The organism is Aeromicrobium halocynthiae, from assembly GCF_039531385.1.
GTDB classification, from domain to species: domain Bacteria; phylum Actinomycetota; class Actinomycetes; order Propionibacteriales; family Nocardioidaceae; genus Aeromicrobium; species Aeromicrobium halocynthiae.
This window is the reverse complement of sequence record NZ_BAAAPY010000006.1, coordinates 1-25,242: the sequence shown is the minus strand read 5'-3', so window position 1 is coordinate 25,242 and position 25,242 is coordinate 1. Positions and strand designations below refer to the sequence as shown.

Below are 25,242 nucleotides of genomic sequence, written 5' to 3'. Positions count from 1 at the left end.
GCACCGCCCAGTGACGTCGACGCGGCCCCCGCTGCCCCTGCTCATCGCAGCGGCGGCGGGGGCCCTCGTCGCGTCCGTGCCCCTGGTCTACCTGCTCGTCAGAGCCGGTGAGATCGGCCTCGACACGTTCGCCGACGTGCTCGTGCGCCCCCGCACGGCCGAGCTGCTCGTCTCCAGCCTCGGCCTGGCTCTGGCCGTCTGCGCGACGACCCTCGTGCTCGGCGTCGCCTCGGCCTGGATCCTCGCGACCGTGCGTCTTCCCGGGCACCGCTGGTGGTGGGTGCTGACCGCCCTCCCGCTCGCCGTGCCGTCGTACGTCGCCGCGTTCGGATGGTTGTCGACGGTCCCCGGCTGGAGCGGCTTCGTGCCGGCCTGGTTCGTCCTGTCCGCCGTCTGCGTCCCGTACGTCGCGCTGCCCGTCGGTGCCGCCCTGCGCCGCGCCGACGCGGACCTCGCGCTGGTGGCCAGGTCCCTGGGCCGAGGGCGGTGGGCGTCCTGGCGGACCGGCGTCCTGCCCCAGGTCACGCCTGCTGCGGGCGCCGGCACGTTGCTCGTGGCTCTGTACGTCCTCTCGGACTTCGGCGCGGTGGCGCTGCTGCGCTTCCCCGTCTTCACGTTCGCCATCCAGCGGCAGTACGGCTCGTTCGTGGGCCGGGACAACGCCGTGGTCCTCGCCCTCGTGCTCGTCGCACTCGCCCTCGCCGTGGTGGGCCTCGAGCGATGGGTGCGCGGTCGGGGGGAGCGACGACGCATCGGGTCCGGCACGGGACGTCCGCTCTCGCCCGTCGCGGTCGCTCCGGTGCCGACCCTGAGCTGCGTCGCCGTGCTCCTGCTCGCCCCGGTCGTGGCGATCGGGGTTCCGGTGGTGGCGCTCTTCCGGCGCCTCGCCCAGGGAACGGCCCGGGCGCTCGACCCGGCCGACCTCCTGGACGCGACGGTCTCGACCATGACGGTCGCAGCCGGCGGTGCGGCCCTGGCCCTCGTGCTGGCCGTGCCGATCGGTGTGCTCGCGGCCCGTCATCGCGGCGTCGTGGTCGATGCCGTCGAGGCAGGGGGCTTCAGCGGTCATGCGCTGCCCGGCATCGTCGTCGCGCTCTCGCTCGTCTACCTCTCCCTGCGCGTCGTGCCGTCGCTCTACCAGGGCATGATCGTGCTGATGTTCGCCTATGCCGTCCTCTTCCTGCCGAAGGCGATCGGCGCGACCCGGACCTCGGTGGGTCAGGTCCCGCCGGCGTTGACCGAGGTGGCCCGCTCGTTGGGCCGGCCTCCCGTCGCCGCGCACCGCGCCGTCACGTGGCCGCTGGCCACCCCCGGGATCGCCGCCGGCGGGCTGCTCGTCATGCTGACGGCCATGAAGGAGCTGCCCGCGACGCTCCTGCTGCGCCCCACCGGCACCGACACCCTCGCCACGGAGATCTGGAGCCGAACCTCCTCCGCCGCCTACGGAGCCGCGTCCTGGTACGCCCTCGCCCTGCTCCTCGTCGCAGCCGTGCCCGCCTTCTGGCTCTCTCGCCCGGTGACCTGGGACGGACCACGGTGACGGCGCTCGAGATCACCGGCGTCCACGCCGGGTACGGTGACGCGCCGGTGCTGCGGGGCGTGGACCTGCTCGTGGCCGAGCACCGGTTGGTCGCACTGCTCGGTCCGTCCGGGTGCGGCAAGACCACGCTCCTGCGGACCGTCGCCGGGTTCCATCCCGTCACGGGCGGCCGCATCCGGGTCGGGGACCGCGTCGTCGAGTCGGCCGCGACGCGCGTGCCGGCGCATCGTCGGCGCGTCACGATCGTGCCGCAGGAAGGTTCCCTGTTCCCCCACCTCGACGTCGCCGCCAACGTCGCCTTCGGCCTGAAGGGTCGCGACCGCCACGACGTCGCCGACCGGGTCCAACGCATGCTCGAGCTCGTCGGCCTCGCCGAGCACCGGCGGCGCCAGCCGCACGAGCTCTCCGGTGGCCAGCAGCAACGCGTCGCCCTGGCCCGCGCCCTCGCGCCGGAGCCCGACCTCGTCCTGCTCGACGAACCCTTCTCCAGCCTCGACGCCCAGCTGCGCGACCAGCTGCGTCAGGACGTCCGCGACATGCTGCGCCGCGAGGGCGCCACCGCACTGCTGATCACCCACGACCAGCAGGAGGCACTCTCCCTCGCCGACGAGGTGGCGATCATGCGCGACGGGCGCGTGCGCCAGCAGGCCGACCCGGCGACCCTGTACGCCCGACCGACCGACGCCTGGACCGCCCGGTTCCTCGGCGACTCGGTCGTCGTGGACGCGCGGGTGGTCGGTGCCGGGACCCGAGCCGAGACCGTCCTCGGGACCATCGACGTCACCGGCCCGACCGACGGCCGGAGCGTCCTGGTGCGTCCCGAGCAGCTGCGTCTGGGCCCCGACGGTGTGCCCGGCACGATCGAGCGGACCGTCTTCCACGGGCACGACTCGCTCGCGCACGTGCGTCTGGTCGACGGGAGCACCGTGGCGGTCCGCACGCCCGGCGCCGCGCCCGGTCCGGGCCGCGAGGTGCGACTCGTCGTGGTCGGCCCGGGGTGGCTGCTCCCCGAGGGGGGCGACGACTGAGCGCCCGCCTCGTCGTCAGCCGAGCTCGACGACCTGCTTGATCGCGGCGAGCGTGGCGGGGATCCCCTTCTGTCCGCTCGGGCAGCACGCGCCAGGTCACCCCGGCGGTCACGACGGGTCCATCACGACAGCGGCCCCGAACGGCCCTAGGCTGACCGGGTCCTGCGGCCGCACGACCGGGCCCCACCCTGCAGTGAGGAAGACGCATGTGTCGAGTGCTCGCCTACATCGGTCCGGACGTCCCCCTGGAGAACCTCCTGCTGAGGCCGGAGAACAGCCTGCTCAACCAGGCTCTCGACCCCGAGGGTCATCCGGACCTCCAGCTCGCCGGGTGGGGCTTCGGTGCCTGGAGCGAGCACCTGCTCGCACCGGAGAGACCGTTGCTGTACCGCCGGCCCATGGCGGCGTTCTACGACGACAACGCCCCGGGCATCATCCCGAGCCTGCAGGCGAGCACGGTGCTCGCCCACGTCCGGGCGAGCGCCTACGAGGCCAGCGTCGTGCTCAGCGACGAGAACTGCCACCCGTTCTCCTACGAGGGCTCCTCCTGGATCATCGCGCAGAACGGTGACCTCCCCAGCTGGCGGTTGCTGCAACGCGAGCTGCTCGCCCACTGCAAGGACGAGTACCTGTCGCAGATGGCCGGCGACACCGACACCGAGTTCCTCTACGTGCTGCTGCTCTCGCTGCTCGAGGGAGACGACGACGCGAGCGTCCAGCGTGCGGTCGAGGAGATGATCCGGCTCGTGCAGCGGGCGATGACCGACCTGGACCTCGTGGCGCTGGCCAAGTTCAAGGTGGCCCTGGTCTCCCCCGACCGGATCATCGGCGTGAACGCCGGCCTGGGCCACAGCGGCGAGACGTGGCCCGAGGGCGACTGGTTGGCCCTGCGCGAGTCCGGTCCGGGCACCGACGACTACGCGCTGTCGATGCTGCTCGAGCCGCTCTACTACCTGATGGGCCGCGACATCGAGAACGACGACACCACGTACGGGTTCCGCGACTGCACCGAGGAGGACGCGACCGCGGTGATCCTCGCGTCGGAGCCCCTGACCGACAGCACCGAGGACTGGCTACGCCTGGATTACGGCCACATCGTCTTCCTCGAGAACGACGGCTCGACGATCACCAGGACGGTCCGCACGCTCGACGTCTGAGCGCCGCGCGGATCACGTCAGGGGTTCGAGGACCCCGCGGAGCAGGGCGGGGACCGGGGTGACGGCACGTTCCTCGCCGGAGACGTAGACGTGCACGAACCGCGCGACGGCGGCCGGGGCCACCGGGTCGCCCTGGAACAGGCCCAGACCGTAGACGACGCTCGAGGTGCCGAGCCGCTCGACCCGCAGGCCCACCTCGACGTCCCCGGGGAAGCGCAGCTCGCGCAGGAAGCGGCAGCTGGTCTCCGCGACGATGCCGTACGCCTCGAGCCGTCGGACGTCGGTGCCCGTGGCCTGCATGAGCCAACCGTTGACCGCGGTGTCGACGTAGGAGTAGTAGACGACGTTGTTCACGTGGCCGTAGACGTCCTCGTCCTCCCACCGCGTCGAGATCGTGTACCGGGCCGGGTAGTCGGCCAGGGCGGGCTCGGACGTCATCGAGACGCTCACACCGGTTCCTCCTCGCGCAGACGCTGGCTGATCACCGCGGACACCCCGTCGCCACGCATGGAGACGCCGTAGAGGGCGTCGCCGACCTCCATCGTGCGCTTCTGGTGGGTGATGACGATGAGCTGGGAGCTGGCACGCAGCTCCTCGTAGATCTCCAGGAGCCGGCCGAGGTTGGTGTCGTCGAGCGCGGCCTCCACCTCGTCGAGGATGTAGAACGGGCTGGGCCGGGCCTTGAACAGCGCGACGAGGAAGGCGACCGCGACGAGGGAACGCTCGCCGCCGGAGAGCAGCGAGAGCCGCTTGACCTTCTTGCCCGGTGGACGCGCCTCCACGTCGATGCCGGTGGTGAGCATGTTCTGCGGGTCCGTCAGGATCAGCCGACCCTCGCCGCCGGGGAACAGCCGCGAGAAGATGCCGGCGAACTCCGCCTCGACGTCGTGCCACGCCTCGGTGAAGACCTGCTCGACGCGCGCGTCCACCTCCTCGACGATGTCCAGCAGGCTCTGACGGGTGCTGCGCAGGTCCTCCAGCTGCTCGGAGAGGAACTGGTGGCGCTCCTCGAGCGCACTGAACTCCTCCAGCGCCAAGGGGTTGACCTTGCCCAGCATCGCCAGGCCCCGTTCGGCGGCGCGCAGTCGCTTGGTCTGCACGGCACGGTCGTACGGCTGGGGCTCGGCACCACCGGCGTCCTCGCCACCGTCCTCGGTCTCCTGCGCGGCAGGCGGCGGGACGAGCTGGTCGGGACCGTACTCCTCGACGAGTGCCTCGACCTCGATGCCGAGCTCCTCCAGGGCACGCGCCTCGAGCGACTCCAGGCGCAGGCGCTGCTCGGCACGCGCCATCTCGTCGCGGTGCACCGAGCTGGTCACGCCCTCCAGCTCCGTGGAGAGCTCGCGCAGCCCGGCGCGAACCTCGCGCAGCCGCTCCTCGCGCTCGGAGCGGGACTGCTCGATGCGGGTCCGCTCGGCCGCCGCCGAGGCCAGGGAGGTCTCCAGCCGGTCGAGCAGGACGTCGCTCACCGCCAGCACGGCCCGTGCGGTCTCGGCGTCGCGCAGCTGACGCTCCCGGCGTTCACGGGCACGGATGCGCGCCTCGCGCTCGTCGGCCGCGGCCTGGACGAGGGAGGCCACCTGGCCCTCGAGGGCGCGTGCCCTCTCCTCGTTGGTGCGCAGGGCCAGCCGTGCGTCGGTCTCGGCGCGCCGAGCGGCCGACGCCGCCTCCGCGAGCCGCTCCATCTCGGCGGTGTCGGGCTCGGTCTCCGGGGCGTCCTCAGCCTGCTGGAGCCGGTCCTCCAGCTCGGCGAGTCCTCCGAGGTCACGCTCGTGAGCGGCGCGGACCTCCTCGATCGCCGCCGAGAGCCGCTCGGCCTCGGCACGCGCCGACCGAGCCGTCGACCCGAGGTTGGCCAGCTTCTCGGCCACGGCGGCCATCTCGGCGTCGGACTCGTGCAGGCGTTCCAGCACCGCCTCCGCGCGTCGGCGCGCCTCGTCCCGGTCGGCCGCAGCGCGCTGCTTGGCGAAACGTGCCTCGTGCAGCGCGTGCTCGGCCCGCTCGAGGTCGGCCGTCGTCTGGTCGATCGCCGACTGCACCTCGATGAGGCTCTGTTCCGACGTCGAACCACCGGAGGCGAAGTGTCGACCGAGGATGTCGCCGTCCTTCGTCACCGCGGTGACGTCCTGCGCCTGGGACACGAGGTCGCGCGCTGCCGGGAGGTCGTCGACGACGGCCGTCTTGAACAGCAGCCGACGAAGGGTGCTCTGCAGCGCAGGTGGCGCCTCCACGACGTCGACGGCGTAGGTGGCGCCGTCGGGCAGACCGGGCCAGCCGGCGTCGTCGACCTCGTGCTCGCCGCCAAGGAGCAGGCCGGCGCGCCCGAGGTCCTCTGCCTTGAGCTTCTCCATGGCGTCGACGGCGGTGTCGAGGTGGTCCACGGCCACGGCGTCGGCAGCCGAGCCGAGGGCGGAGGCGACGGCCGTCTCGAACCCGGCGCGGACGCTCAGCAGCGCCGCCACGGACCCGAGCAGGCCGTTGAGCTCGTCGGACGCGGCGAGCAGCGCGCCAGCACCGTCCTTGCGCGCGAGCCCGACCTCGAGCGCCTCGCGCCGGGCCTGCAGCGCGGCGTGCCTGCGCTCGGCCTCCTGCTCGGCGGTGATGGTCTCGGCGACGGCGGCCTCGGCGACCGAGAGGGCGGCCTCGGCGCTCTCGTGCTCGGCGTCGAGGCCGGACTCACCGGCGTCGAGACCGGCGATCTGGTGCTCCTCGACCGTGAAGGCGTGCTGGGCCTCATCGGCACGACGGACCGCCTCGTCGCGGGCAGCGGTGAGACGCGCGACCTCGGCGTCGGCAGCCTCGGCCCGGCTGCGCAGCGCTCCCACCTGGCCTCGCAACCGGGCGAGGCCCTCGCGCTGGTCGGCGGCAGCACGCAGGAGTCCTGCCACCCGACGCTCCTCGGTCCCGTACGCCTCCTCGGCCTCGGTGCGCGCCGCGATCGCCTCCTCCAGGGACCGAGCCGCCGCCTCGACGGCCGAGCCCAGCGCGTCGTGCTGCTCGCGGACGCGGGCGGCCTCTGCCTCCAGGTCCTCGGGGTCGCGCCCCAGGTGCCGCTCGTCGGTCTCGACGGCGGCGAGTCGGACCCGCTCCGTCGCGAGACCTGCTGTCCCACGAAGCCGTTCGCGCAGTCCCGACAGTCCGTACCAGACCTCCTGGGCGGCCGAGAGCGCCGGGGAGTCGGCACGCAGGGCGTCCTCGAGCTCCATCTCCTGACGACGCGAGTCCGCGATCGCCCGCTCCAGGCTCGCGCGACGATCCTTCAGAGCCGCCTCGTCCGCCAGCTCCTCGGCGATGGTGGAGCGTGCCGTCACGACGTCGTCGGCCAGCAGCCTGGCCCTGGCGTCACGGGCGTCGGCCTGGATCGTGACCGCGCGGCGCGCGACCTCTGCCTGGCGACCCAACGGCTTGAGCTGGCGACGCAGCTCGGTGAGCACGTCTTGCAGCCGCGTCAGGTTGGCCTGGGTGGACTCGAGCTTGCGCAGCGCCTTCTCCTTGCGCTTGCGGTGCTTGAGCACCCCCGCGGCCTCCTCGACGAATCCGCGACGCTCCTCTGGCGTGGCACGCAGGATGGAGTCGAGCTGGCCCTGCCCCACGATGACGTGCATCTCCCGACCGATGCCGGAGTCGCTCAGGAGCTCCTGGACGTCGAGGAGCCGGCACGGCGTGCCGTTGATCGCGTACTCCGAACCACCGTTGCGGAACATGGTCCGCGAGATCGTGACCTCGCTGTACTCGATCGGCAGGGCACCGTCGGTGTTGTCGATCGTCAGGGCGACCTCGGCCCGACCGAGCGGCGGTCGACCCGACGTCCCGGCGAAGATGACGTCCTCCATCGTGCCGCCGCGCAGCGACTTGGCGCCCTGCTGGCCCATGACCCACGAGAGCGCGTCGACGACGTTCGACTTCCCCGACCCGTTCGGGCCGACGACGCACGTGATGCCCGGCTCGAGCTGCAGGGTCGTCGTGGACGCGAACGACTTGAAGCCGCGCAGGGTCAGGCTCTTGAGATACACCGCAACCTCCTGCGTCGGCGGGACCGGACCAGCAGGACGTGGTCGCTGGAACCGCCCGATGGTCGGACCGTCGTCCCACCCTAGAACAGCCGGGTTCCCCGAGGGCCGGACCGGCGCCGACCGAGCGCGCGTCGCGTCAGCGAGCGAGCGGCTCGAGCAGCTCGTCGACGGCGTCGACGCGCTCACCGAGCGCCTTGAGCAGACCGTCGTTCTCGTTCTTGAGGCGCAGGACCTCGTCCTGCAGGTCGGCGACGCGACGACGCAGCTGAGCGATCTCACGAGCCTGGTCGGGGATGGGACCTCCGACGAAACCGACGAGCGCCTTGGCCATGGATTCCTCCGCGGAAAATGACGGGAACGGCAGCGGTGGCTGCGTCTACGAGTGTCGCACTGCGGGCCCCGCAGGGTCAAACCTGACCGTCCCTGCAACGGTCGGGGCGGCGGCATAGGCTCGCGGGGTGAGCACCGACATCTTCCGTCCGGTCGGCGAGGACTGGGTCCCCGTCTCCGCGTCCCTCGCCACCGGCCGTCGCCTCGTCGCGATGCCCATGCTGGCGCTGCCCGCCGTCGCGGCCGCGGTCGTCGGCGCCACCACCTCCTCGACGGCCGTGCGAGTCGCGGCCACCGCGGGCGTCGTCGTCCTCCTGGTCGTCGCCGCGGTCGCCTGGACGTGGGCGGGACGCAACCAGCGCAGCTGGGGCTACGCGGAGGCCGAGGACGACCTCCTGGTCACGTCGGGGGTCCTGTTCAAGCGGCTGGTCGCAGTGCCGTACGGCCGCATGCAGTTCGTCGACGTTTCGGCCGGTCCGCTCGCGCGCCGGCTCGGCTACGCCACCGTCACCCTCCACACCGCGAGCACCGAGACGGCCGCGGACGTCCCCGGGGTGCCCACGGAGGAGGCACGTCGCCTGCGGAACCGCCTCACCGAGCTCGGGGAGAGCCATGGCGCCGGACTCTGAGCCCGACGCTGCCCCGCTCGCCGACGCGGTCGGCCTGCGCACGCACCCGCTCACGGCGGTCACGACCGGTCTGCTCTTCTCGCTGCCGGCGGCGGCCACCCTCGTCCTCTCCTCGCTGCAGAACGGTCGACTGCCGGACCTGCCGTGGTGGCTCCTGCTGCTCGTTCCCGTGCTCCTCGCGGTGGGTGGCTTCGTCGTCGGCACGGCGGTCGGCTTCGTCTCCTGGTACGTCACGACCTACGTGATCGACGGCGAGGAGGTGCGCGTCGACTCCGGACTGCTGTTCAGGTCCTCGCGCCGGGTGCCGTACGAGCGCCTGCAGTCCGTCGACATCGCCGAGCCGCTCCTCGCGCGTCTCGTCGGGCTGTGCGAGCTGCGTCTGGAGACCGCCGGGGGGTCCGACTCCCGGACCTCGCTGAAGTACCTCCGCCTCGCCGACGCCCGGGCGCTGCGCCGGGTCCTGCTCGAGCGTGCCGACGGTCCGGGCGTCGAGGCGGAGCCGGGGTCCCAGCTCGGCGAGACCGCCAGCGACACCGCCGGGAGCACCGTCCCCGCACGCGAGCGACGGGTGATCAGCCACGTCACGCCGGCCCGTCTCCTGCTCGGGACACTCGTCTCCCTCGACCTGGCCGCGTCCCTCGTGCTCGGGGTCGCCGTCCTGGCGGTGCTCGTGGCGGTGGACGCGCCGTTCGCCGCGTTCGGCGCGGCCATCCCGTTCGCCACGGTCCTGCTCAACATCGTCTCCCACCGCGTCGCGGCCCAGTGGGACTCCACCCTCACCGAGGACCGGCGGGGCCTGCGGATCGAGCGCGGACTGTTCACCCGCACCACGCAGACGGTGCCGTGGGAGCGCATCCAGGGCCTGGCCGTCGAGGAGCCCGTGGTCTGGCGCCGCCTCGGGTGGGCCCGTCTGAAGGTCGACGTCGCCGGGTACGGCAACGACGCCGGCGACGGGTCCGGCGAGAGCACGTCGACGCTCGTTCCGGTGGCCGACCGTGAACGCATCGGGCAGATCGTCAGGCACGTCCTCGACGTCAGGCCCGAGGAGATGGAGCGCACCGGACCACCGCCACGGTCCTGGCCGTTCGCGCCCTTCGTCTGGCGGTCGCGGTGGGTCGGGGCCGACGCCGTCGGGTTCGTCGGGGTGGAGGGATGGTTCCAGCGCCGCAGCAACGTCGTCCCGCACCACAAGACGCAGTCGGTGGAGGTGCGCCAGGGCCCGCTGCAGCGCCGCCTCGGACTCGCGACCCTCGAGGTGCACACCCCGGACGGACCGGTGGACGCCGACGGGCGGCACCTCCTCGCCGAGACGGCTCGCGCGATCGCGCTCGAGCAGGTCGAGCGTGCCCGGCGGGCACGCTCACGGGCCCACCCGGCGCCGGTCGAGACGTCCTGAGAGCCCGGTCACCCGCCGCTGGTGTCGTCCTCGGCCTCGGCGTCCACCGCGTCGACGTCCCGCGAGTCCAACCAGCGCTCGGGAAGGGCCACCCGACGCGGACTGCCCTGGCGTCCCCTCGGCCGGCCCAGCTCACGCTCGGGGAACGGCTCGTCGGGGTCGAGCTCGCCCAGGAGGGCATCGAGCTCGACCAGCGACGACAGCGTGCCGAGCCGCGAGCGCACCTGGGACCCGGCGCGGAAGCCCTTGAGGTACCACGCGACGTGCTTGCGGAACTCGGTGCAGCCGCGCGGCTCGCCCAGCCAGTCCGACAGCAGCTCGGCGTGACGGCGCATGACCCCGGCGACCTCCCCGAGCGTCGGCAGCCGTCGCGCCGACGTGTCGGCGGTGCCGAACGCCGTCGCGAGGTCGGCGAACAGCCACGGACGACCGAGGCAGCCGCGACCGACCACGACTCCGTCGCACCCCGTGGAGGCCACCATCGCGAGGGCGTCGTCGGCCTCCCAGACGTCACCGTTGCCGAGCACCGGGATGCCGACGGAGGCCTTCAGCTCGCCGATGCTGTCCCAGTCGGCCCGCCCGGAGTAGTGCTGGGCGGCGGTGCGCCCGTGCAGGGCGATCGCGGCGCAACCGGTGTCCTCGGCGATCCGCCCGGCGTCGAGGAAGGTGAGGTGGTCCTCGTCGATCCCCTTGCGGGTCTTCATGGTCACCGGCACGTCGAACCCCTCGGCGCCGCCGACGGCTGCGGTCAGGATGCGGCCGAGCAACCCGGACTTCCACGGCAGGGCCGCACCGCCTCCGCGGCGGGTGATCTTCGGGACGGGGCAGCCGAAGTTGAGGTCCACGTGGTCGACGCCGTGCTCCTCGCACAGGATCCGGACGGCCCGACCGATCGTGTCGGGGTCGATCCCGTACAGCTGCACCGACCGGACGCGTTCGCCTTCTGCGAACGTCAGCATCGACAGGCTCGTGCGGTCACCCTCGACCAGTCCGCGGGACGTGATCATCTCGCAGACGTAGAGGCCGGCCCCCTGCTCGGCGCACAGCTGGCGGAAGGCGACGTTCGTGACGCCTGCCATGGGTGCGAGCACGACGGGCACCTCGAGCTGCAGGGGGCCCAGGCTCAGGGGCTCACGCCGGGCGGGCAGGGCGGTCGTCGTCACCGTCCCATGGTGCCGCACCGGACCACGAGGGCCGGTCCGTGGTCGACGGGGCACGCCGCAGGTCGACCTCTCAGCCGTCCTCGGACCGGTCGTCCTGGTCGTCCCGGTCGTCCTCGGGCGCGACCCAGCGGACCGCGTCCGACGGCTCCCCCGGCTGGAGGTCGACCGTGCGCAGCGTCTCCCCCTCCGGGACGAGGAAGACCAGGCAGACGTCGGCACTGCTGCCCGCGAGGAAGGACTCGGGGACGGTCGGGGTCGGGCAGGGCTCGAAGGTGCCGACGAGCTCGCTCGCCGGGTAGACGGTGTCGGCGTCGGAGTGGGCGAGCAGCGGCAGGCTCACTCCCCCGAGGCCGGCCGGGCCCTCGTTGGTCACCGTGGCACGGACGTAGTACGGCGTGGACGCGCGGGCCGCCTCGTCGAGGGAGAAGAACCGGAAGTCGCGCATCGTCCCCGTGACCACCTCGGTGACCTCCACCGTGATCGCGCTCGAGGCAGCACCCCCGAGGTCGAGCACGACCGTGGCGGGCTCCTCGACGGCGAGCTCGGACCCGGGCGGGGTCAGCTCCACGCCGTCCGGGGCCTCGAAGCCCGAGGGCGTGGGCACGGGCTCGGGGTCGTCGTCCGTGGAGCAGGCGCCCGCCAGCAGGAGGACCATCGTCGCACCGAGCGCCAGGAGTGTTCTCACGCCGACGATTGTCGCCCACGGAAGGGTCCACGTGGTGGCACCGGCGTCGGTGGTCGGGGCGGATCACGCTGATTTGACATTCGTTCTCATCATTTCCGAGAATCGTTCCCATGCGCAAAACCATCGGTCCCCTCGCCGCCGCCCTCCTGACCGTTCCCGCACTGGCCGCCTGCGGCGCCGAGGCCGGGGACGACGCCGACCTCACCGTCGTCGCGTCCTTCTACCCGGTCGCCTTCGTCTCCGAGCGTGTCGCCGGGGACCTCGCGACCGTGGACGTGCTGATCCGTCCCGGGACCGACGCACACGACCTCGAGCTGACCCCGCAGCAGATCGCGTCGGTCCAGGACGCCGACCTCGTGGTCTACCAGTCCGGCTTCCAGGCCGCGGTCGACGACGCCGTCGCCGCAGCCGACCGTGATCCGGCCACCGTCGTCGACTCCGCCGAAGGTGTCGAGCTGATCGAGGGCGGTGACCACGGCGACGACCACGCGCACGAGGACGAGGCCGACGACCACTCCGACCACGACCACGGGCCGAACGATCCCCACCTGTGGTTGGACCCCGCGAACATGGTCGAGCTGACCCGCGACGTCGAGAGCGCTCTCGCGACGGCCGACCCGGACAACGCCGAGACCTACGCGGCCAACGCCGAGTCGCTCGTCGAGGAGCTCGAGACCCTCGACGCCGACTTCGCCGAGGGCGTCGCCACCTGCGAGCGCCGCGAGATCGTCGTGAGCCACGAGGCGTTCGGCTACCTCGCCCGCACGTACGACCTCGAGCAGATCGCGGTCAACGGCCTCGACCCGAGCAACGAGCCGTCCGCCGCGCAGCTGGCGCGCATCTCCGACCTCGTGCAGGAGGAGGGCATCACCACGGTCTTCACCGAGCGTCTGGCGAGCTCGGCCGTGGCCGACACCGTGGCGCGCGAGGCCGGGGTCGAGACCGCGGTCCTGGACCCGATCGAGGGTCTGAGCGACGAGACGTCCGACGAGGACTACATTTCCCTCATGCGACAGAACCTCGAGGCCATCACGCAGGCCAACGCCTGTTCGTGAGCGCCAGTCCCCCAGACCCGGGACGAACCGGCGCAGGGCGAGCCGACCCGGCACTCTCGATCCACCGGCTCGACGTCGAGCTCGGCGGGCGACAGGTGCTGCACGACGTGCGACTCGACGTCGGCGCGGGCGAGTTCGTGGCGCTGCTCGGAGCCAACGGCTCCGGCAAGTCCACGCTCGTGCGGACCGCCGTCGGCCTGGTCCCCTTCACCGGCAGCATCCGCCTGTTCGGGACACCGGTCGAACGCTTCCGTGACCGTTCACGACTCGGCTACGTGCCGCAGCGTGCCGCGACGGTCAGCGGCGTCCCCGCGTCGGTCGGGGAGGTCGTGGCGAGCGGCCGGCTGACCCATCGTCGGTTCGCGGGTCTGCCGCGCGCCGCCGACAAGCGGGCCGTGGCCGCCGCCATCGACGCGGTCGGCCTCAGCGGGCGGACCCGCTCCCCCCTCGTCGAGCTGTCCGGCGGCCAGCAGCAGCGGGTGCACATCGCGCGTGCGCTCGCCGGGGAGCCCGAGCTGCTCGTCATGGACGAGCCGACCGCCGGCGTCGACAAGGAGAACACCGAGGCGCTCGCACGGCTGCTCGCCGGCCTCTCCGACCAGGGCACCGCGGTGCTCCTGGTGGCCCACGAGCTGGGTCCCATGCGGCCACTGCTCGATCGCGCCGTCGTGCTCGCCGACGGGCGCGTCGTGCACGACGGCGACCCTGGCGCCGTGCGCGACGCGGAGCACGGTCACACCCACCTGCACAGCGGCCAACCCGACCGGCTCGAGCCGCTTCCGCGGGAAGGAGTCTGGCCGTGATCGGACTGCTCGACTACGAGTTCATGCGCCTGGCCCTGGTCGCCGCGTTGTTCACCGGCGTGGCGGCGCCGGCCATCGGGATCTTCCTCGTCCAGCGGCGGCTCGCGCTGCTCGGCGACGGTCTCGGGCACGTGGCGCTGACCGGGGTCGCACTGGGCATTCTCACCGGCACCACCCCCGTCCTCACCGCGCTGGTGATCGCCGCGCTGGGTGCGACCCTCATCGAGGTGCTCCGCATCTACACCCGCACGAGCGCCGACCTCGCCCTGGCGATGCTCTTCTACGGCGGCATCGCCGGCGGGGTGTTCCTCATCAACCTCGCCGGCGAGAGCCCCGCTGCGCTGAACCAGTTCCTGTTCGGCGCCATCACGACCGTCGACCGGTTCGAGGTCGGCATCGTCGCCGTGCTGGGCGTCGTCGTGGTGACCACGTCCCTCCTGCTCGGACCACAGCTGTTCGCCCTGTGCCAGGACGAGGAGCACGCGCGGGTCAGCGGCGTCCCCGTACGTCTCTACGGCCTCCTGCTCGCGGTGATGGCCGCGCTGACGATCACGGTGGCGATGAGGACCGTCGGGCTGCTGCTCGTCTCGGCGTTGATGGTCGTCCCGGTCGCTGCGGCGCAACAGCTCACCCGCAGCTTCCGCGGGACGCACCTGCTCGCCATGGTCGTCGGTGTGGCCTCGGCACTCGGGGGCGTGGTGCTGAGCTACGAGGCCAACGTGCAGCCGGGGCCGGCGATCGTCCTGCTCACCCTCGCGGTGTTCGCGGTCGCCGCCGTCGGTCGCGTCGTCGTGGGCCGCGCCGTCAAGGGGTGGGGCGTGCGTGAGACCCGGCGGGTACCCTCGGGCTAGTCGGTGCTCGAGGCAGGCGGAGGAGGAACCGTGGTCGAAGTCGTGCGCAACACCCGTCAGCGGCGGGCGGTCCAGGCGATCCTCGACGAGCTCGAGTCGTTCGTCAGCGCCCAGGACATCCACGACAAGCTGCGTCACCGCGGCGAGAAGGTCGGGTTGTCGACCGTCTACCGCAACCTGCAGACACTCGTCGACGCCTCCGAGGTCGACGCGCTGCGCAACGACGACGGCGAGGTGCTCTACCGGCGCTGCAGCGCTGGGCACCACCACCACCTCGTGTGCCGTCAGTGCGGTCGCACGGTGGAGGTCGAGGGTCCCACCGTCGAGACCTGGGCCGACGCCGTCGCGCGCGAGCACGGGTTCACCGACGTCGCCCACACCCTGGAGATCTTCGGCACCTGCCGCTCGTGCAGCCGCTGATGACCCGCCTGACCCGCGACCAGTGGGGTCCACGGGCCGAACGGCACCGGACGCGAGCCGCGCGGTGGACGAGCCGTCGCCTCGAGCGGTCGCTGCGCGGGGAGAAGCATCCCGTCGAGGACTTCCTGTTCGAGTACTACAACCTCTCCCCCGGGCAGCTCGAGCGCTGGCACCCTGGCCTCGGCACCGGTCTGGTGGACGCACCCGAGTACGCCGGTCTCGGGGCCTACGTCACCACCGGCGACGTGACCACCGTCGATCCCGCACGACTGGACCGGCGCGTCCGGGGACTCCGCTGGACCAGGGACCTGCTGCAGGTCACGACGGCCCGGGAGCCGGCCTTCGGGTGCTTCGGCCTGCACGAGTGGGCCATGGTCCACCGCAGCGAGTCCGTCCGGCACCCCCAGCTGTCGCTGCGACTGGGCGCCGAGGGGACCTCGCGGGTCGTGGAGTCCCATCGGATCGCGTGCTCGCACGTCGACGCCTTCCGCTTCTTCACCCCGGCCGCGCGTCCCCTCAACGCGTGGCCGCTCCAGCGCGCGGACCAGCTCCGGCGTGAGCAGCCCGGTTGTCTGCACGTCACGATGGACCTGTACCGCATCGCCTTCCGCATGCTGCCGTTCATCGAGGCGACCGTCGTGCTCGATGCGTTCGAGCTGGCGATGGAGGTCCGTCGCACCGACATGGCCGCCTCCCCCTACGACGTCACCGGGCTGGGCATCGAACCGATCGCGATCGAGACCGGCGAGGGGAAGGCCGAGTACGTCCGTCGTCAGCGCGACCTGACCGAGCGCGCCGCCCCACTGCGAGCCCGTCTGCTGGGGCTGTGCGAGGACCTGCTCGCGCGCGCCGAGAGAGCCGGGGCCCAGGCATGAGCGGCGTCCAGGAGCCGGTGGTCCGCCGCGGCGACGACCTGAGCGCCGCCGAGGTCTACGCGATCTGGCGCATCCGCGACGCGGTCTTCGCGGTCGAGCAGCAGTGCGACGAGCCCGACGTCGACGGCGTCGACCTCCTGCCCACGTGCACCCACGTCTGGCTCGCCGACGACGCCGGACTCACCAGCTATCTACGGACCTTCACCACAGAGTCCGGGCTGCGCAAGATCGGCCGGGTGGCCACCCGCGCCGACGCCCGGGGCCGCGGACTGTCCAGCCGACTGATGCAGACCGTCCTGGAGCGGTGGGGCGATGGCGTCATCGCGCTCGGGGCCCAGGCCTACCTGCACGACTGGTACGCCGGCTTCGGCTTCGTGCGCTCGGGCGAGAACTTCATGGAGGCCGGCATCGAGCACGTCCCGATGCGCAGGGACGGCACTCGATGACCGGTCAGGGGTGCGCCTCGTGGTGGCGCCTGCCCTCGGTCCGCCGGTCCTGCTTCATCTCGGCCTCGAACACGTGCGGCGTCCCGTCGAGCAGGGCGTCGCGCACGCGGCGCTCGCTCTCCTTGAAGGCCGCGTAGTAGTCGGCGTCGTACTCCTCGACGACCTGGAAGCTCCACCGACCCTCCAGGATGTTGCGTCCGACGAGGTCGCGCGCGATCTCCTCGGCCAGGTCCTCGTGCCCCGCGTCACGCAGGGCGTCGACGGCCTCGCCGAGGGTCAGGTCGGCCGTGCCGCACAGGCGGTGGAACCCGTACAGGAAGCCTCGCGCCTGCTCGACGACCTCCAGCGCCTCGGTCAGCTTGCCGACGGCCTCGACCGTCGCGTCGTCGACCCCGTCGGGCCGCTCGTGTCGTCCATCGGGCAGTGAGCCGCTCATGGTCCCCACGCTAGGACGTTCAGACCTGTCCCGCAGGTTCGCCGACCACGAGGTCGAAGGCCTCGCGGACCTCGGCCACGACCGCGGTGACGTACTGCTGCACCGCCCCGCGCGCCTCCCCGTACCGCAGACCGAACTCGAACTGGTACCCGCGGCCGGCGTCGAGCTCGCGGGCGAGGGTCTCGGCCTCGCCGATGACGAACCGCAGCGCGCCCGACACCTCGTCCGCCGCGTCGTCCCCGCCCTCGGGCACCTCGACCGCCTCGAACCGAGCGAGGGCCGACTGCATCGGCGGGATCACGGAGGCGCGCACGGGGGCCCCGCTCGGGACCGTCGTGGTGGTGAGGAACGACCGCGGGTCGACGTCGAGCGCACGCTCGGCGTCGGCGGCGAAGGCCTGCGCCTCCTCTGCGCGGTCGAGCGCGGACTCCAGGTCGACCAGGTTGGTCTCGGTCAGCTGGTGCACCCGTCGGGCGAAGCGGTAGCCCTCCGAGCTCTCGGCGCCGTGCTCGCCGACCGCCGGGAGGGTCGGCACGTCCTCGCGGGCGGCGGCGACGGCGCTGCGCACCCGGTCGACGTCCTCGAAGTCCGCGCTGTCGACCGAGCCCGCGAGCGCTTCGCGGAACGCCTCGTGCTGCTGGGTGTACCGCTCGGCGGCGGCGTCGGCCTCGGCGACCTGCTCCCGGCGGTCCAGCGCGTCGACGACGAGCACCCCTGCGATGACGGCGCCGACGAGCAGCGTCGGGAGCACGACGAGCGCGAGCAGGCGAAGACGTCCCACGTGCGCTTCAGGCCTCGGCCCGAGCGACGCCGTGGCGACGCAGACCGTAGGTGAACGCGTCGACGAGCGCCTCCCACGAGGCCTCGATGATGTTGGCTCCGACGCCCACCGTCACCCAGGCGTCCTTGCCGTCGGTGGTCTCGATGAGGACCCGCGTGACGGCGTCGGTGCCGTGACCCTGGTCGAGGATCCGCACGCGGAAGTCGATGAGGTGGAAGCGCGCGACGTCGGGGTAGACCTGCTCGATGGCCTGGCGCAGCGCGTGGTCCAGGGCGTTCACCGGACCGTTGCCCTCGCCGATCACCGCCAGGCGCTGGCCGGCCGCCCGGAGCTTCACGGTGGCCTCGGCGGTGGGGACGTCGGCGGGGGCGCCGCGGTCGGACTCGGCGAGGACCCGCCAGGACTCGACCTCGAAGAAGGCCGGTCGGGCGCCCTCCATCTCCTCGGCGAGCAGCAGCTCGAACGAGGCGTCGGCCGCCTCGAAGGTGTAGCCCTGCTGCTCCATCGACTTCACCCGGTCCGTGACACGGGCGAGCCGCTCGGCGTCCGAGGCGAGGTCGAAACCCAGCTCCTTGCCCTTGAGCTCGATGGTGGCGCGGCCGGCCATCTCCGAGACGAGCAGGCGCATGTCGTTGCCGACGAGGGCGGGATCGATGTGCTGGTAGAGGTCGGGGTCGACGCGGATGGCGCTCGCGTGCAGGCCGGCCTTGTGCGCGAAGGACGAGACGCCGGTGTACGGCTGGCGTGCCGACGGCGGGTAGTTCGTGATCTCTGCGACGGCGTGGGCGATGCGGGACGCGTCGGCGAGTGCTCCCTCGGGCAGCACGGGCCGTCCGAGCTTGAGCTCGAGGTTCGCGACGGAGGTGACGAGGTCGGCGTTGCCGGTCCGCTCGCCGTAGCCGTTGATGCATCCCTGGAGGTGGGTGGCCCCGGCGAGCACGGCGGCCATGGAGTTCGCCACCGCGCAGCCGGTGTCGTTGTGGGCGTGGATCCCGAGCCGGGCCCCGGTGCTCTCGAGCACGTCGGCGACGACGTCACTGACCTGGTGGGGCAGCATCCCACCGTTGGTGTCGCACAGGACTGCCACGTCCGCGCCGGCCTCCATCGCCGCTCGCACCACCTCGAGGGCGTAGTCGCGGTTGTCGAGGTAGCCGTTGAAGAAGTGCTCGAGGTCGACGAAGACCCGCTGGCCCTCCGACCGGAGGTGCTCGACGGTGTCGTGCACCATGGCGAGGTTCTCCTCCAGCGTCGTGCGCAGCGCCAGCTCCACGTGACGGTCGTGACTCTTGGCCACGAGGGTGACGACCGGCGCGCCCGACTCGCGCAGGGCTGCGACGAGCGGGTCGTCGGCGGCCACGGCACCGGCGCGTCGCGTGGCCCCGAAGGCCGCGAGGCGGGCGTTGGTCAGCTCCAGCTCCTTGGCGGCCAGCGCGAAGAACTCGGTGTCCTTGGGGTTGGAGCCGGGCCACCCACCCTCGATGAATCCCACGCCGAGGTCGTCGAGGTGGCGGGCGATGTGGAGCTTGTCCTGCACGGAGAGGTTGAGACCCTCCTGCTGGGCGCCGTCGCGCATCGTCGTGTCGTAGACGTGGAAGTCGTCGGTGATCACGGTCTGGTCCTCCGGTGTCGGGTGCTGCGTCCTGCTCTGGGGTGGGGCCCTCAACAAAAAAGCCTCCCAGGTCATGGGAGGCAGCGCGTCGGGCGAGGGGTCGGTCCTGAGGTGGTCAGCCTCGGGAGGCGATGGTCCCGGTGTGCCCGGCGCGCCCGACGATGATGATCGAGAGGTGCTGCACGGACCACATCCTAGACTGAGCCGCCTATGAGCACCAGACCCGTGCCCGTCCCGCGGACGTGCCAGGCGATGTACGTCGTCCTCACCCCTCGACCGCTCGGCGTCGACGACACGCTCCCCCTCCCCAGCGCCGCCCTGCTGCGGCACCACGGCACGTCGGCCGCAGCGCTCGAACGGTTCGAGAGCTTGCGCCACCAACGCGTGCTGCACCACCGGGTGCCGGTCGAACGCGCGGTCGACGCCGCCGTCGAGCTGCGCGTCGAGGCACTGCGACTGGCCGAGGAGCACGACGGGGTCGTCGTCGACCTGACGGTCCCGCGGGTCCTGGAGCTCGGCTCGCACGAGGTCTCCGCCGGCGCCGCGAGCCAGTGGTACGTCCTCGACGCCGCGGCGGTCCTCGACGGCCGGCTGCAGACCGACGGGCTCGTGCAGTTCGGGCTGCCGGAGCTGCGGATCGACGACGTCGGTCCGGGCGCGCGGGCCGTCGGTGGTGCCGTCGTGGCAGGCATCGTCCACCGGCTCGTCGCCGAGTGGCCGGACCACGACCCGGTGGGCCCCGCGGGCATCACCTTGCGCGACATCGCCCACGGACTGGGTGACCCACAGGCGAAGGAGACGCCGGTGAAGCCGGTCCTGGCGATCGACATCGCCCATGACGACCGGGCTCAGGTGCTCACCGCGACCTGGCAGGACGACCCGGCCGAGGTGCTGTTCGCCGGGGCGTGAGGCACCTGCTCCCCACGGTCTGTGCTCTCACGGTCTGTGCTCTCACGGTCTGTGCTCTCACGGTCTGGGGGCGAGGTTCGCCAGCACCTCGGGCTGGAGGATGGCACGCAGCTGCTCGGGAGGCAGCAGACCCCGCTCGAGGACGAGCTCGGCCACACCTCGACCCGTGGCGAGCGCCTCCTTCGCCACCTCGGTGGCCGCGGCGTACCCGATGAAGGGGTTGAGGGCCGTCACCAGACCGATGGAGCTCTCCACCTCGGCTCGCAGCAGCTCCTCGTTGGCAGTGATGCCGTCGACGCACCGCTCGGCGAGCACCAGCATCGCCTCCCGCAGGCGGTACGTGCCGACCGAGAGGGAGTAGCAGATGACCGGCTCGAACGCATTGAGCTGGAGCTGACCGGCCTCCGCGGCCATCGTGACGGTCACGTCCATGCCGATCACCTGGAAGGCGACCTGGTTGACGACCTCGGGGATGACCGGGTTCACCTTGCCGGGCATGATGCTCGAGCCCGCCTGGACGGCCGGCAGGTTGATCTCGTTGAGGCCGGCACGCGGACCGGAGGACAGCAGCCGTAGGTCGTTGCAGATCTTCCCGATCTTGACCGCGACGCGCTTGAGCGTGCCCGAGAGCTGGACGAACGAGCCGCAGTCCTGCGTGGCCTCGATGAGGTCGACGGCACTCTCCAACGGCAACCCCGTGAGGGCCGCCAGGTGCTCACAGGCCACAGGGACGTACCCCAGCGGCGCGTTGAGCTGAGTGCCGATCGCCGTGGCCCCGAGGTTGATCTCGTGCAGCATCGCGACCGCCTCGGACAGCCGGCTGCGGTCCTCGCCCAGCATGACGGCGTAGGTGCCGAACTCCTGGCCGAGCGTCATCGGCACCGCGTCCTGCAGCTGCGTGCGCCCCATCTTCAGCACTCCGCGGAACTCCTCGGCCTTGGCGGCGAAGGACCCCTGCAGCACCTCCATGGCACCGAGGAGCGAGTGCGTCGCCTCGATGATGGCGATCTTGACGGCCGTGGGGTAGACGTCGTTGGTCGACTGGCTGAGGTTGACGTGCTCGTTGGGGTGCAGGAACGCGTAGTCGCCCTTCGCCCGGCCCAGGATCTCCAGCGCACGGTTGGCGATGACTTCGTTGGCGTTCATGTTCGTGGAGGTGCCGGCACCGCCCTGCATGACGTCGACGACGAACTGATCGTGCAGGTCGCCCGCACGGACCTCCTCGCACGCCCGCTCGATCGCCGCGAAGCGCTCGTCGTCGAGCAGCCCGAGCTGGTGGTTCGTCAGTGCCGCGGCCTGCTTGACGCACGCGAGCGCCTCGACCAGGAAGGGGCTGTCGCCGATCGTCACCCCGCTGATCGGGAAGTTCTCCTGCGCGCGCAGCGTGTGGATGCCCCAGTACGCGTCGGCCGGGACCTCGCGGTCACCGATCAGGTCGTGCTCGGTCCGGGTGGGCAGGTCGGCGGCGTTCATGCGGCAGGCTCCTCGCGAGGGTGGGTCGACGGCCGGGCGGACAGGCGCCATGGTCGGGATCGCCGACGTGTGACGCCAGCCACACGATGCCACACCCCCGACGGACCGACGAGTAGCCTCGCGGCTCAGACGACCTGGCGCATCCAACCGTGCGGGTCGTCGGCGCGGCCGTACTGGAGGTCGACGAGCGCGGAGCGCACGTCCATCGTGACCTTGCCCGCCTCGCCGTCTCCGGCGACGGCCTGCCCGCCGTCCCACTTCAGCGCCCCGACGGGCGTGACGACGGCGGCGGTGCCGCACGCGAAGACCTCGGTGATGGTGCCGTCGGCGGTGCCGTCGCGCCACTCGTCGATGCTGACCCGGCGCTCGACCACCTCGTGCCCGAGGTCGCGGGCGATCTGCAGGATGGAGTCACGGGTGATGCCCTCGAGGATCGACCCGGTGAGCTCGGGCGTGACGATCGAGCCGTCGGACTGGACGAAGTACAGGTTCATCCCCCCGAGCTCCTCGACCCATCGGTGCTTCTCGGCGTCGAGGAAGGCCACCTGGGCACACCCGTTGTCGATGGCCTCCTGCTGCGGGAGCAGGCTCGCGGCGTAGTTGCCACCGCACTTCGCCGCGCCCGTGCCTCCGGAGGCGGCGCGGGAGTAGTCCGAGGACAGCCAGATCGAGACCGGCCGGACCCCGCCGGGGAAGTACGCGCCGGCCGGGGAGGCGATGACGCTGTACGTCACGTGCTTGCTCGGCCGCACCCCGAGGAAGACCTCGGAGGCGAACATGAACGGTCGCAGGTACAGGCTCGTCTCCCCGCCGTGCGGCACCCACGCGCGGTCCGCGGTGACGAGGTCGCGGATCGAGCCGAGGAACCACTCGTCGGGCAGCTCGGGCAGGGCCAGGCGGTGGGCGGAGCGCCGCAGACGAGCAGCGTTCTCCTCGGGCCGGAACAGCCACACCGAGCCGTCGGCATGGGAGTAGGCCTTCAGGCCCTCGAAGATCTCCTGGGCGTAGTGCAGGACGGCCGTGGCCGGGTCGATCGACAACGGGCCGTACGGCACGACGCGTGCGTCGCGCCAACCGGAGTCCGGCGTCCACTCGGCCAGGAACATGTGGTCGGTGAAGTGCACGCCGAAGCCCGGCTCGGCGAGGATCGCCTCCCGCTCGGACGGCGTCCGTGGTGCGGGGTGGGGATCTCGTCGGCTCTCGTACGGCGGGGTGGTCATGGGGGTCACGGTACTTCCTCGGTCGGGTCGGGAGCGGATGCGTGGGTCAGCCCGCGCGTACCTGCCCGGCCGCGCGTGACGCGATGGCCTCCCCCACCTCCTCGGTGCTGCGCGGACCGCTGCGCTCGGCGATGTCGGCCTCGACGGCCGACGCGATCGCGGCCGCGGCGTCGTGGTGCCCGAGGTGCTCCATCAGGAGCGCACCGGACAGGATCGCCGCCGTCGGGTCGGCCTTTGACTGGCCGGCGATGTCGGGCGCCGAGCCGTGCACCGGCTCGAACATGCTCGGGGCGGTGCGGTCCGGGTTGACGTTGCCGCTCGCGGCCAGCCCGATGCCTCCGGTGACGGCCGCGGCGAGGTCGGTCAGGATGTCGCCGAAGAGGTTGTCCGTGACGATGACGTCGAACCGGGACGGGTCGGTGGCGAGGAAGATCGTCGCCGCGTCGACGTGCAGGTAGTCGACGGTGACGTCCGGGAACTCCTCGCCCACCGCGGCGACGGTGCGGCTCCACAGGTGGCCGGCGTGCACGAGGACGTTGTTCTTGTGCACGAGGGTGAGCGTGCGGCGCGGTCGCGCCTGCGCGCGGGCGAAGGCATCACGCACGACCCTCTCCACGCCGTAGGCGGTGTTGAGGCTGACCTCCGTCGCCACCTCGTGCGGCGTGCCGACCCGGATGGCGCCGCCGTTGCCCACGTAGGGGCCCTCCGTGCCCTCGCGCACCACGACGAAGTCGATGTCGCGCGCGGCGCCGGTCCCGCCACGACCGGTGACGTGATCCGCGAGGGGCGTCGGGACACCGGGGTACAGGCGGCTCGGGCGCAGGTTGACGTAGTGGTCGAGCTCGAAGCGCAGTCGCAGCAGGAGCCCGCGCTCCAGCACGCCGGACGGCACCCCGGGGTCGCCCACGGCGCCCAGCAGGATCGCGTCGTGACCACGGATCTCCTCCAGCACCGAGTCCGGCAGCGTCTCCCCGGTGGCGTGCCAGCGGCGCGCGCCGAGGTCGTACTCGGTGGTCCCGAGCGAGACGCCATGGGCGGGGGCGACGGCATCGAGCACGGCGAGGGCCTGGGTGGTGACCTCGGGCCCGATGCCGTCACCGGGGACGAGGGCGATGGAGTAGGTGGTCATGGGTTTCTCCTATGTCAAGCCGCGGCCGGAAGGCAAGCCCGGGCGGCTGTGTGGTCGGTGGTGAGGTGGTTGAAGACGACACGTGCTAGACGGCGTTTGAGGCAGCGCAGTGCTTCGGGGGTGGACATGCCTTCGGCCTTCTTCTTCTCGTAGTAGATGCGGCCGAGGCCGTCGAGTCGGATCTGGGTGATGGCGATGCGGTGGATGGCGGCGTTGAGTTGCCGGTTGCCGGATCTGGTGAGTCGGACCCGGCCACGGGTGTTGCCTGACCAGACGGGGATCGGGGCGATCCCGGCGTGCCGGGCGAACGCGGCCTCGGACCTGAACCGCGTGATGCCAGCGGATTCTCCGACCAGCTTGGCAGCGGTCAGAACGCCGACCCCTGGCATGGCCAGCAGGGTGGGTGCGGCTGTGGTGACCAGCTCGGCGATACGCCGTTCCAGCTGGTTGATCCTCCCGGTCAGCTCGACGACGTCGGCGAGCTCGTCGCGGGCCAGCTCGGCCACGATCCCACCCACCCCAGCGAGTCGGTCGGTGAGGATCTGCTGATGCTTGGCCAGGTCCAGCGAACGCGCCTTCGGCGCCCACGCCGGGTCGAGCTCGTGAACGCGCCACAGCATCCGATTGATCGTGGCGGTGCGGTGCTTGACCAGGTCATCACGCCTGTCGACCAGCAACTTCAGCTCACGCGAGGTCTCGTCATGGGACGCGACCGGGAGGTTCGGCTCACGCAACGCGGCCCGCGCGACTGCGGCAGCGTCGATCGGGTCGGACTTCCCGCGAGTGCGGGCGATGCGACGCTGCTCGGCCATCATCTTCGGCGGCACTCGCACCACCTGCTGGCCCGCGGTCAACAGATCACGCTCCAACCGCGCCGAGAGATGGCGACAGTCCTCGACCGCCCACAGCAACTCTGTCCCGAACCGCTCCCGGGCCCAGGCGACCGCCTTGCGGTGACCAGTCGAATCAGCATCGAACGTCTTGTGGCCGAGCTCGCGGCCAGCCTGATCGACAGCGACGAACGTGTGTGTCCGCTTGTGCACGTCGGCTCCAACAACAACCATGGTGGTTGCCTCCTTCACTCAGATGCGAGGACGGTTGGGCCGGTCGGCGGACACATCTCAGTCGGGGCGATGCCACGCTCCTATCAAGTCACGCCGGCCGGTCCTTCACACCCGAGGCCGGCAAAACACATGCTCATCAACCCGAAGGCGACAGCGAACCTATGAGCCAGACCTCAGATGCTCAGGATCCAACCAGCCGCTGATGGCGGCGAGCCCCACCCTGACACTGA

Annotated in this window: 24 protein-coding genes; 12 read left to right on the top strand and 12 right to left on the bottom strand. The window is 71.9% G+C overall.

Translation table 11 applies throughout. The features are described 5' to 3' along the window. Positions 1-10: 10 nt before the first annotated feature. The 3 genes from ABD213_RS09510 to ABD213_RS09500 all read left to right on the top strand — a co-directional run bounded on the left by ABD213_RS09510 (position 11) and on the right by ABD213_RS09500 (position 3,725). Positions 11-1,540, top strand: coding sequence for an ABC transporter permease (locus ABD213_RS09510; RefSeq protein WP_344327359.1), 1,530 nt, complete (start codon positions 11-13; stop codon positions 1,538-1,540). Further along, entirely contained in the window at positions 1,537-2,568 is a 1,032-nt protein-coding gene (locus ABD213_RS09505; RefSeq protein ID WP_344327357.1) for an ABC transporter ATP-binding protein, read from the top strand. The genes ABD213_RS09510 and ABD213_RS09505 overlap by 4 nt, the downstream gene beginning before the upstream one ends. 206 nt (positions 2,569-2,774) lie before the next feature. Next, positions 2,775-3,725, top strand: coding sequence for a class II glutamine amidotransferase (locus tag ABD213_RS09500; protein WP_344327356.1), 951 nt, complete (start codon positions 2,775-2,777; stop codon positions 3,723-3,725). A 12-nt stretch (positions 3,726-3,737) separates the two neighbouring features. On the opposite strand, the gene ABD213_RS09495 is transcribed toward ABD213_RS09500, so the two are convergent. The 3 genes from ABD213_RS09495 to ABD213_RS09485 all read right to left on the bottom strand — a co-directional run bounded on the left by ABD213_RS09495 (position 3,738) and on the right by ABD213_RS09485 (position 8,069). Continuing rightward, entirely contained in the window at positions 3,738-4,175 is a 438-nt protein-coding gene (locus ABD213_RS09495; RefSeq protein WP_344327354.1) for an acyl-CoA thioesterase, read from the bottom strand. Next, positions 4,172-7,738 (bottom strand): chromosome segregation protein SMC, encoded by a 3,567-nt coding sequence (gene smc / locus ABD213_RS09490; RefSeq protein WP_344327352.1) that lies wholly within the window; start codon positions 7,736-7,738, stop codon positions 4,172-4,174. Before smc ends, ABD213_RS09495 begins: the two co-directional genes overlap by 4 nt. A gap of 136 nt (positions 7,739-7,874) precedes the next feature. Then, positions 7,875-8,069: a hypothetical protein gene (locus ABD213_RS09485; RefSeq protein WP_344327351.1), complete on the bottom strand. Its 195-nt coding sequence runs from the start codon at positions 8,067-8,069 to the stop codon at positions 7,875-7,877. 127 nt (positions 8,070-8,196) lie between these two features. Between ABD213_RS09485 and ABD213_RS09480 the strand changes: the two genes are divergently transcribed. Beyond that, positions 8,197-8,697, top strand: coding sequence for a PH domain-containing protein (locus ABD213_RS09480; protein WP_344327350.1), 501 nt, complete (start codon positions 8,197-8,199; stop codon positions 8,695-8,697). Beyond that, positions 8,681-10,093: a PH domain-containing protein gene (locus ABD213_RS09475; RefSeq protein ID WP_344327348.1), complete on the top strand. Its 1,413-nt coding sequence runs from the start codon at positions 8,681-8,683 to the stop codon at positions 10,091-10,093. The genes ABD213_RS09480 and ABD213_RS09475 overlap by 17 nt, the downstream gene beginning before the upstream one ends. 8 nt (positions 10,094-10,101) lie before the next feature. On the opposite strand, the gene dusB is transcribed toward ABD213_RS09475, so the two are convergent. Beyond that, the gene (gene dusB / locus ABD213_RS09470) at positions 10,102-11,256 is read right to left on the bottom strand and encodes a tRNA dihydrouridine synthase DusB (protein ID WP_344327347.1); all 1,155 of its coding nucleotides are present in this window, start codon (positions 11,254-11,256) and stop codon (positions 10,102-10,104) included. Between the two features lie 70 nt (positions 11,257-11,326). Further along, positions 11,327-11,941: a hypothetical protein gene (locus tag ABD213_RS09465; protein WP_344327346.1), complete on the bottom strand. Its 615-nt coding sequence runs from the start codon at positions 11,939-11,941 to the stop codon at positions 11,327-11,329. A 110-nt stretch (positions 11,942-12,051) separates the two neighbouring features. Here ABD213_RS09465 and ABD213_RS09460 point away from each other — a divergent pair, with 110 nt between their 5' ends. From ABD213_RS09460 to ABD213_RS09435, 6 genes are read left to right on the top strand one after another with little or no spacing between them, the layout of a single operon-like run. Then, positions 12,052-12,996 (top strand): metal ABC transporter substrate-binding protein, encoded by a 945-nt coding sequence (locus tag ABD213_RS09460; protein WP_344327344.1) that lies wholly within the window; start codon positions 12,052-12,054, stop codon positions 12,994-12,996. Then, positions 12,993-13,799: a metal ABC transporter ATP-binding protein gene (locus ABD213_RS09455; protein WP_344327342.1), complete on the top strand. Its 807-nt coding sequence runs from the start codon at positions 12,993-12,995 to the stop codon at positions 13,797-13,799. Before ABD213_RS09460 ends, ABD213_RS09455 begins: the two co-directional genes overlap by 4 nt. Then, a complete protein-coding gene (locus ABD213_RS09450; protein ID WP_344327341.1) occupies positions 13,796-14,650 on the top strand; it encodes a metal ABC transporter permease in 855 nt (284 codons plus the stop codon). The genes ABD213_RS09455 and ABD213_RS09450 overlap by 4 nt, the downstream gene beginning before the upstream one ends. Positions 14,651-14,680: 30 nt before the next feature. Beyond that, complete coding sequence (locus ABD213_RS09445) at positions 14,681-15,070, top strand: Fur family transcriptional regulator (protein WP_344327339.1); 390 nt, start codon at positions 14,681-14,683, stop codon at positions 15,068-15,070. Continuing rightward, on the top strand, positions 15,070-15,945 hold the full coding sequence (locus ABD213_RS09440) for a 3-methyladenine DNA glycosylase (RefSeq protein ID WP_344327338.1): 876 nt from the start codon (positions 15,070-15,072) through the stop codon (positions 15,943-15,945). Before ABD213_RS09445 ends, ABD213_RS09440 begins: the two co-directional genes overlap by 1 nt. Beyond that, positions 15,942-16,391, top strand: coding sequence for a GNAT family N-acetyltransferase (locus ABD213_RS09435; RefSeq protein ID WP_344327337.1), 450 nt, complete (start codon positions 15,942-15,944; stop codon positions 16,389-16,391). The genes ABD213_RS09440 and ABD213_RS09435 overlap by 4 nt, the downstream gene beginning before the upstream one ends. 4 nt (positions 16,392-16,395) lie before the next feature. Here ABD213_RS09435 and ABD213_RS09430 read toward each other — a convergent pair whose 3' ends face one another. From ABD213_RS09430 to cimA, 3 genes are read right to left on the bottom strand one after another with little or no spacing between them, the layout of a single operon-like run. Continuing rightward, a complete protein-coding gene (locus ABD213_RS09430) occupies positions 16,396-16,827 on the bottom strand; it encodes a hypothetical protein (protein WP_344327335.1) in 432 nt (143 codons plus the stop codon). A gap of 19 nt (positions 16,828-16,846) precedes the next feature. Next, complete coding sequence (locus ABD213_RS09425) at positions 16,847-17,608, bottom strand: hypothetical protein (RefSeq protein ID WP_344327333.1); 762 nt, start codon at positions 17,606-17,608, stop codon at positions 16,847-16,849. A gap of 7 nt (positions 17,609-17,615) precedes the next feature. Further along, a complete protein-coding gene (gene cimA, locus ABD213_RS09420) occupies positions 17,616-19,217 on the bottom strand; it encodes a citramalate synthase (protein WP_344327330.1) in 1,602 nt (533 codons plus the stop codon). Positions 19,218-19,427: 210 nt separating this feature from the next. Between cimA and ABD213_RS09415 the strand changes: the two genes are divergently transcribed. After that, positions 19,428-20,126 (top strand): hypothetical protein, encoded by a 699-nt coding sequence (locus ABD213_RS09415; RefSeq protein ID WP_344327329.1) that lies wholly within the window; start codon positions 19,428-19,430, stop codon positions 20,124-20,126. A 57-nt stretch (positions 20,127-20,183) separates the two neighbouring features. Here the strand turns inward: ABD213_RS09415 and ABD213_RS09410 are convergent, their stop codons facing one another. The 4 genes from ABD213_RS09410 to ABD213_RS09395 all read right to left on the bottom strand — a co-directional run bounded on the left by ABD213_RS09410 (position 20,184) and on the right by ABD213_RS09395 (position 25,030). Next, a complete protein-coding gene (locus ABD213_RS09410) occupies positions 20,184-21,599 on the bottom strand; it encodes an aspartate ammonia-lyase (protein ID WP_344327327.1) in 1,416 nt (471 codons plus the stop codon). A 125-nt stretch (positions 21,600-21,724) separates the two neighbouring features. After that, on the bottom strand, positions 21,725-22,819 hold the full coding sequence (locus tag ABD213_RS09405) for a branched-chain amino acid aminotransferase (protein ID WP_344327325.1): 1,095 nt from the start codon (positions 22,817-22,819) through the stop codon (positions 21,725-21,727). 46 nt (positions 22,820-22,865) lie between these two features. Further along, a complete protein-coding gene (locus ABD213_RS09400) occupies positions 22,866-23,948 on the bottom strand; it encodes a 3-isopropylmalate dehydrogenase (protein WP_344327323.1) in 1,083 nt (360 codons plus the stop codon). A gap of 14 nt (positions 23,949-23,962) precedes the next feature. Continuing rightward, positions 23,963-25,030 (bottom strand): IS110 family RNA-guided transposase, encoded by a 1,068-nt coding sequence (locus tag ABD213_RS09395; RefSeq protein WP_344327320.1) that lies wholly within the window; start codon positions 25,028-25,030, stop codon positions 23,963-23,965. Between the last annotated feature and the right edge of the window lie 212 nt (positions 25,031-25,242).

Excerpts from the sequence above, each read along its gene's own strand:
- ABD213_RS09405 (WP_344327325.1), bottom strand. The coding sequence starts at position 22,819 with ATGACCACCCCGCCGTACGAGAGCCGACGAGATCCCCACCCCGCACCA.
- ABD213_RS09500 (WP_344327356.1), top strand. The coding sequence starts at position 2,775 with ATGTGTCGAGTGCTCGCCTACATCGGTCCGGACGTCCCCCTGGAGAAC.
- ABD213_RS09460 (WP_344327344.1), top strand. The coding sequence starts at position 12,052 with ATGCGCAAAACCATCGGTCCCCTCGCCGCCGCCCTCCTGACCGTTCCC.
- ABD213_RS09475 (WP_344327348.1), top strand. The coding sequence starts at position 8,681 with ATGGCGCCGGACTCTGAGCCCGACGCTGCCCCGCTCGCCGACGCGGTC.
- ABD213_RS09430 (WP_344327335.1), bottom strand. The coding sequence starts at position 16,827 with ATGAGCGGCTCACTGCCCGATGGACGACACGAGCGGCCCGACGGGGTC.
- ABD213_RS09435 (WP_344327337.1), top strand. The coding sequence starts at position 15,942 with ATGAGCGGCGTCCAGGAGCCGGTGGTCCGCCGCGGCGACGACCTGAGC.
- ABD213_RS09410 (WP_344327327.1), bottom strand. The coding sequence starts at position 21,599 with ATGAACGCCGCCGACCTGCCCACCCGGACCGAGCACGACCTGATCGGT.
- ABD213_RS09400 (WP_344327323.1), bottom strand. The coding sequence starts at position 23,948 with ATGACCACCTACTCCATCGCCCTCGTCCCCGGTGACGGCATCGGGCCC.
- ABD213_RS09440 (WP_344327338.1), top strand. The coding sequence starts at position 15,070 with ATGACCCGCCTGACCCGCGACCAGTGGGGTCCACGGGCCGAACGGCAC.
- ABD213_RS09415 (WP_344327329.1), top strand. The coding sequence starts at position 19,428 with ATGAGCACCAGACCCGTGCCCGTCCCGCGGACGTGCCAGGCGATGTAC.
- ABD213_RS09485 (WP_344327351.1), bottom strand. The coding sequence starts at position 8,069 with ATGGCCAAGGCGCTCGTCGGTTTCGTCGGAGGTCCCATCCCCGACCAG.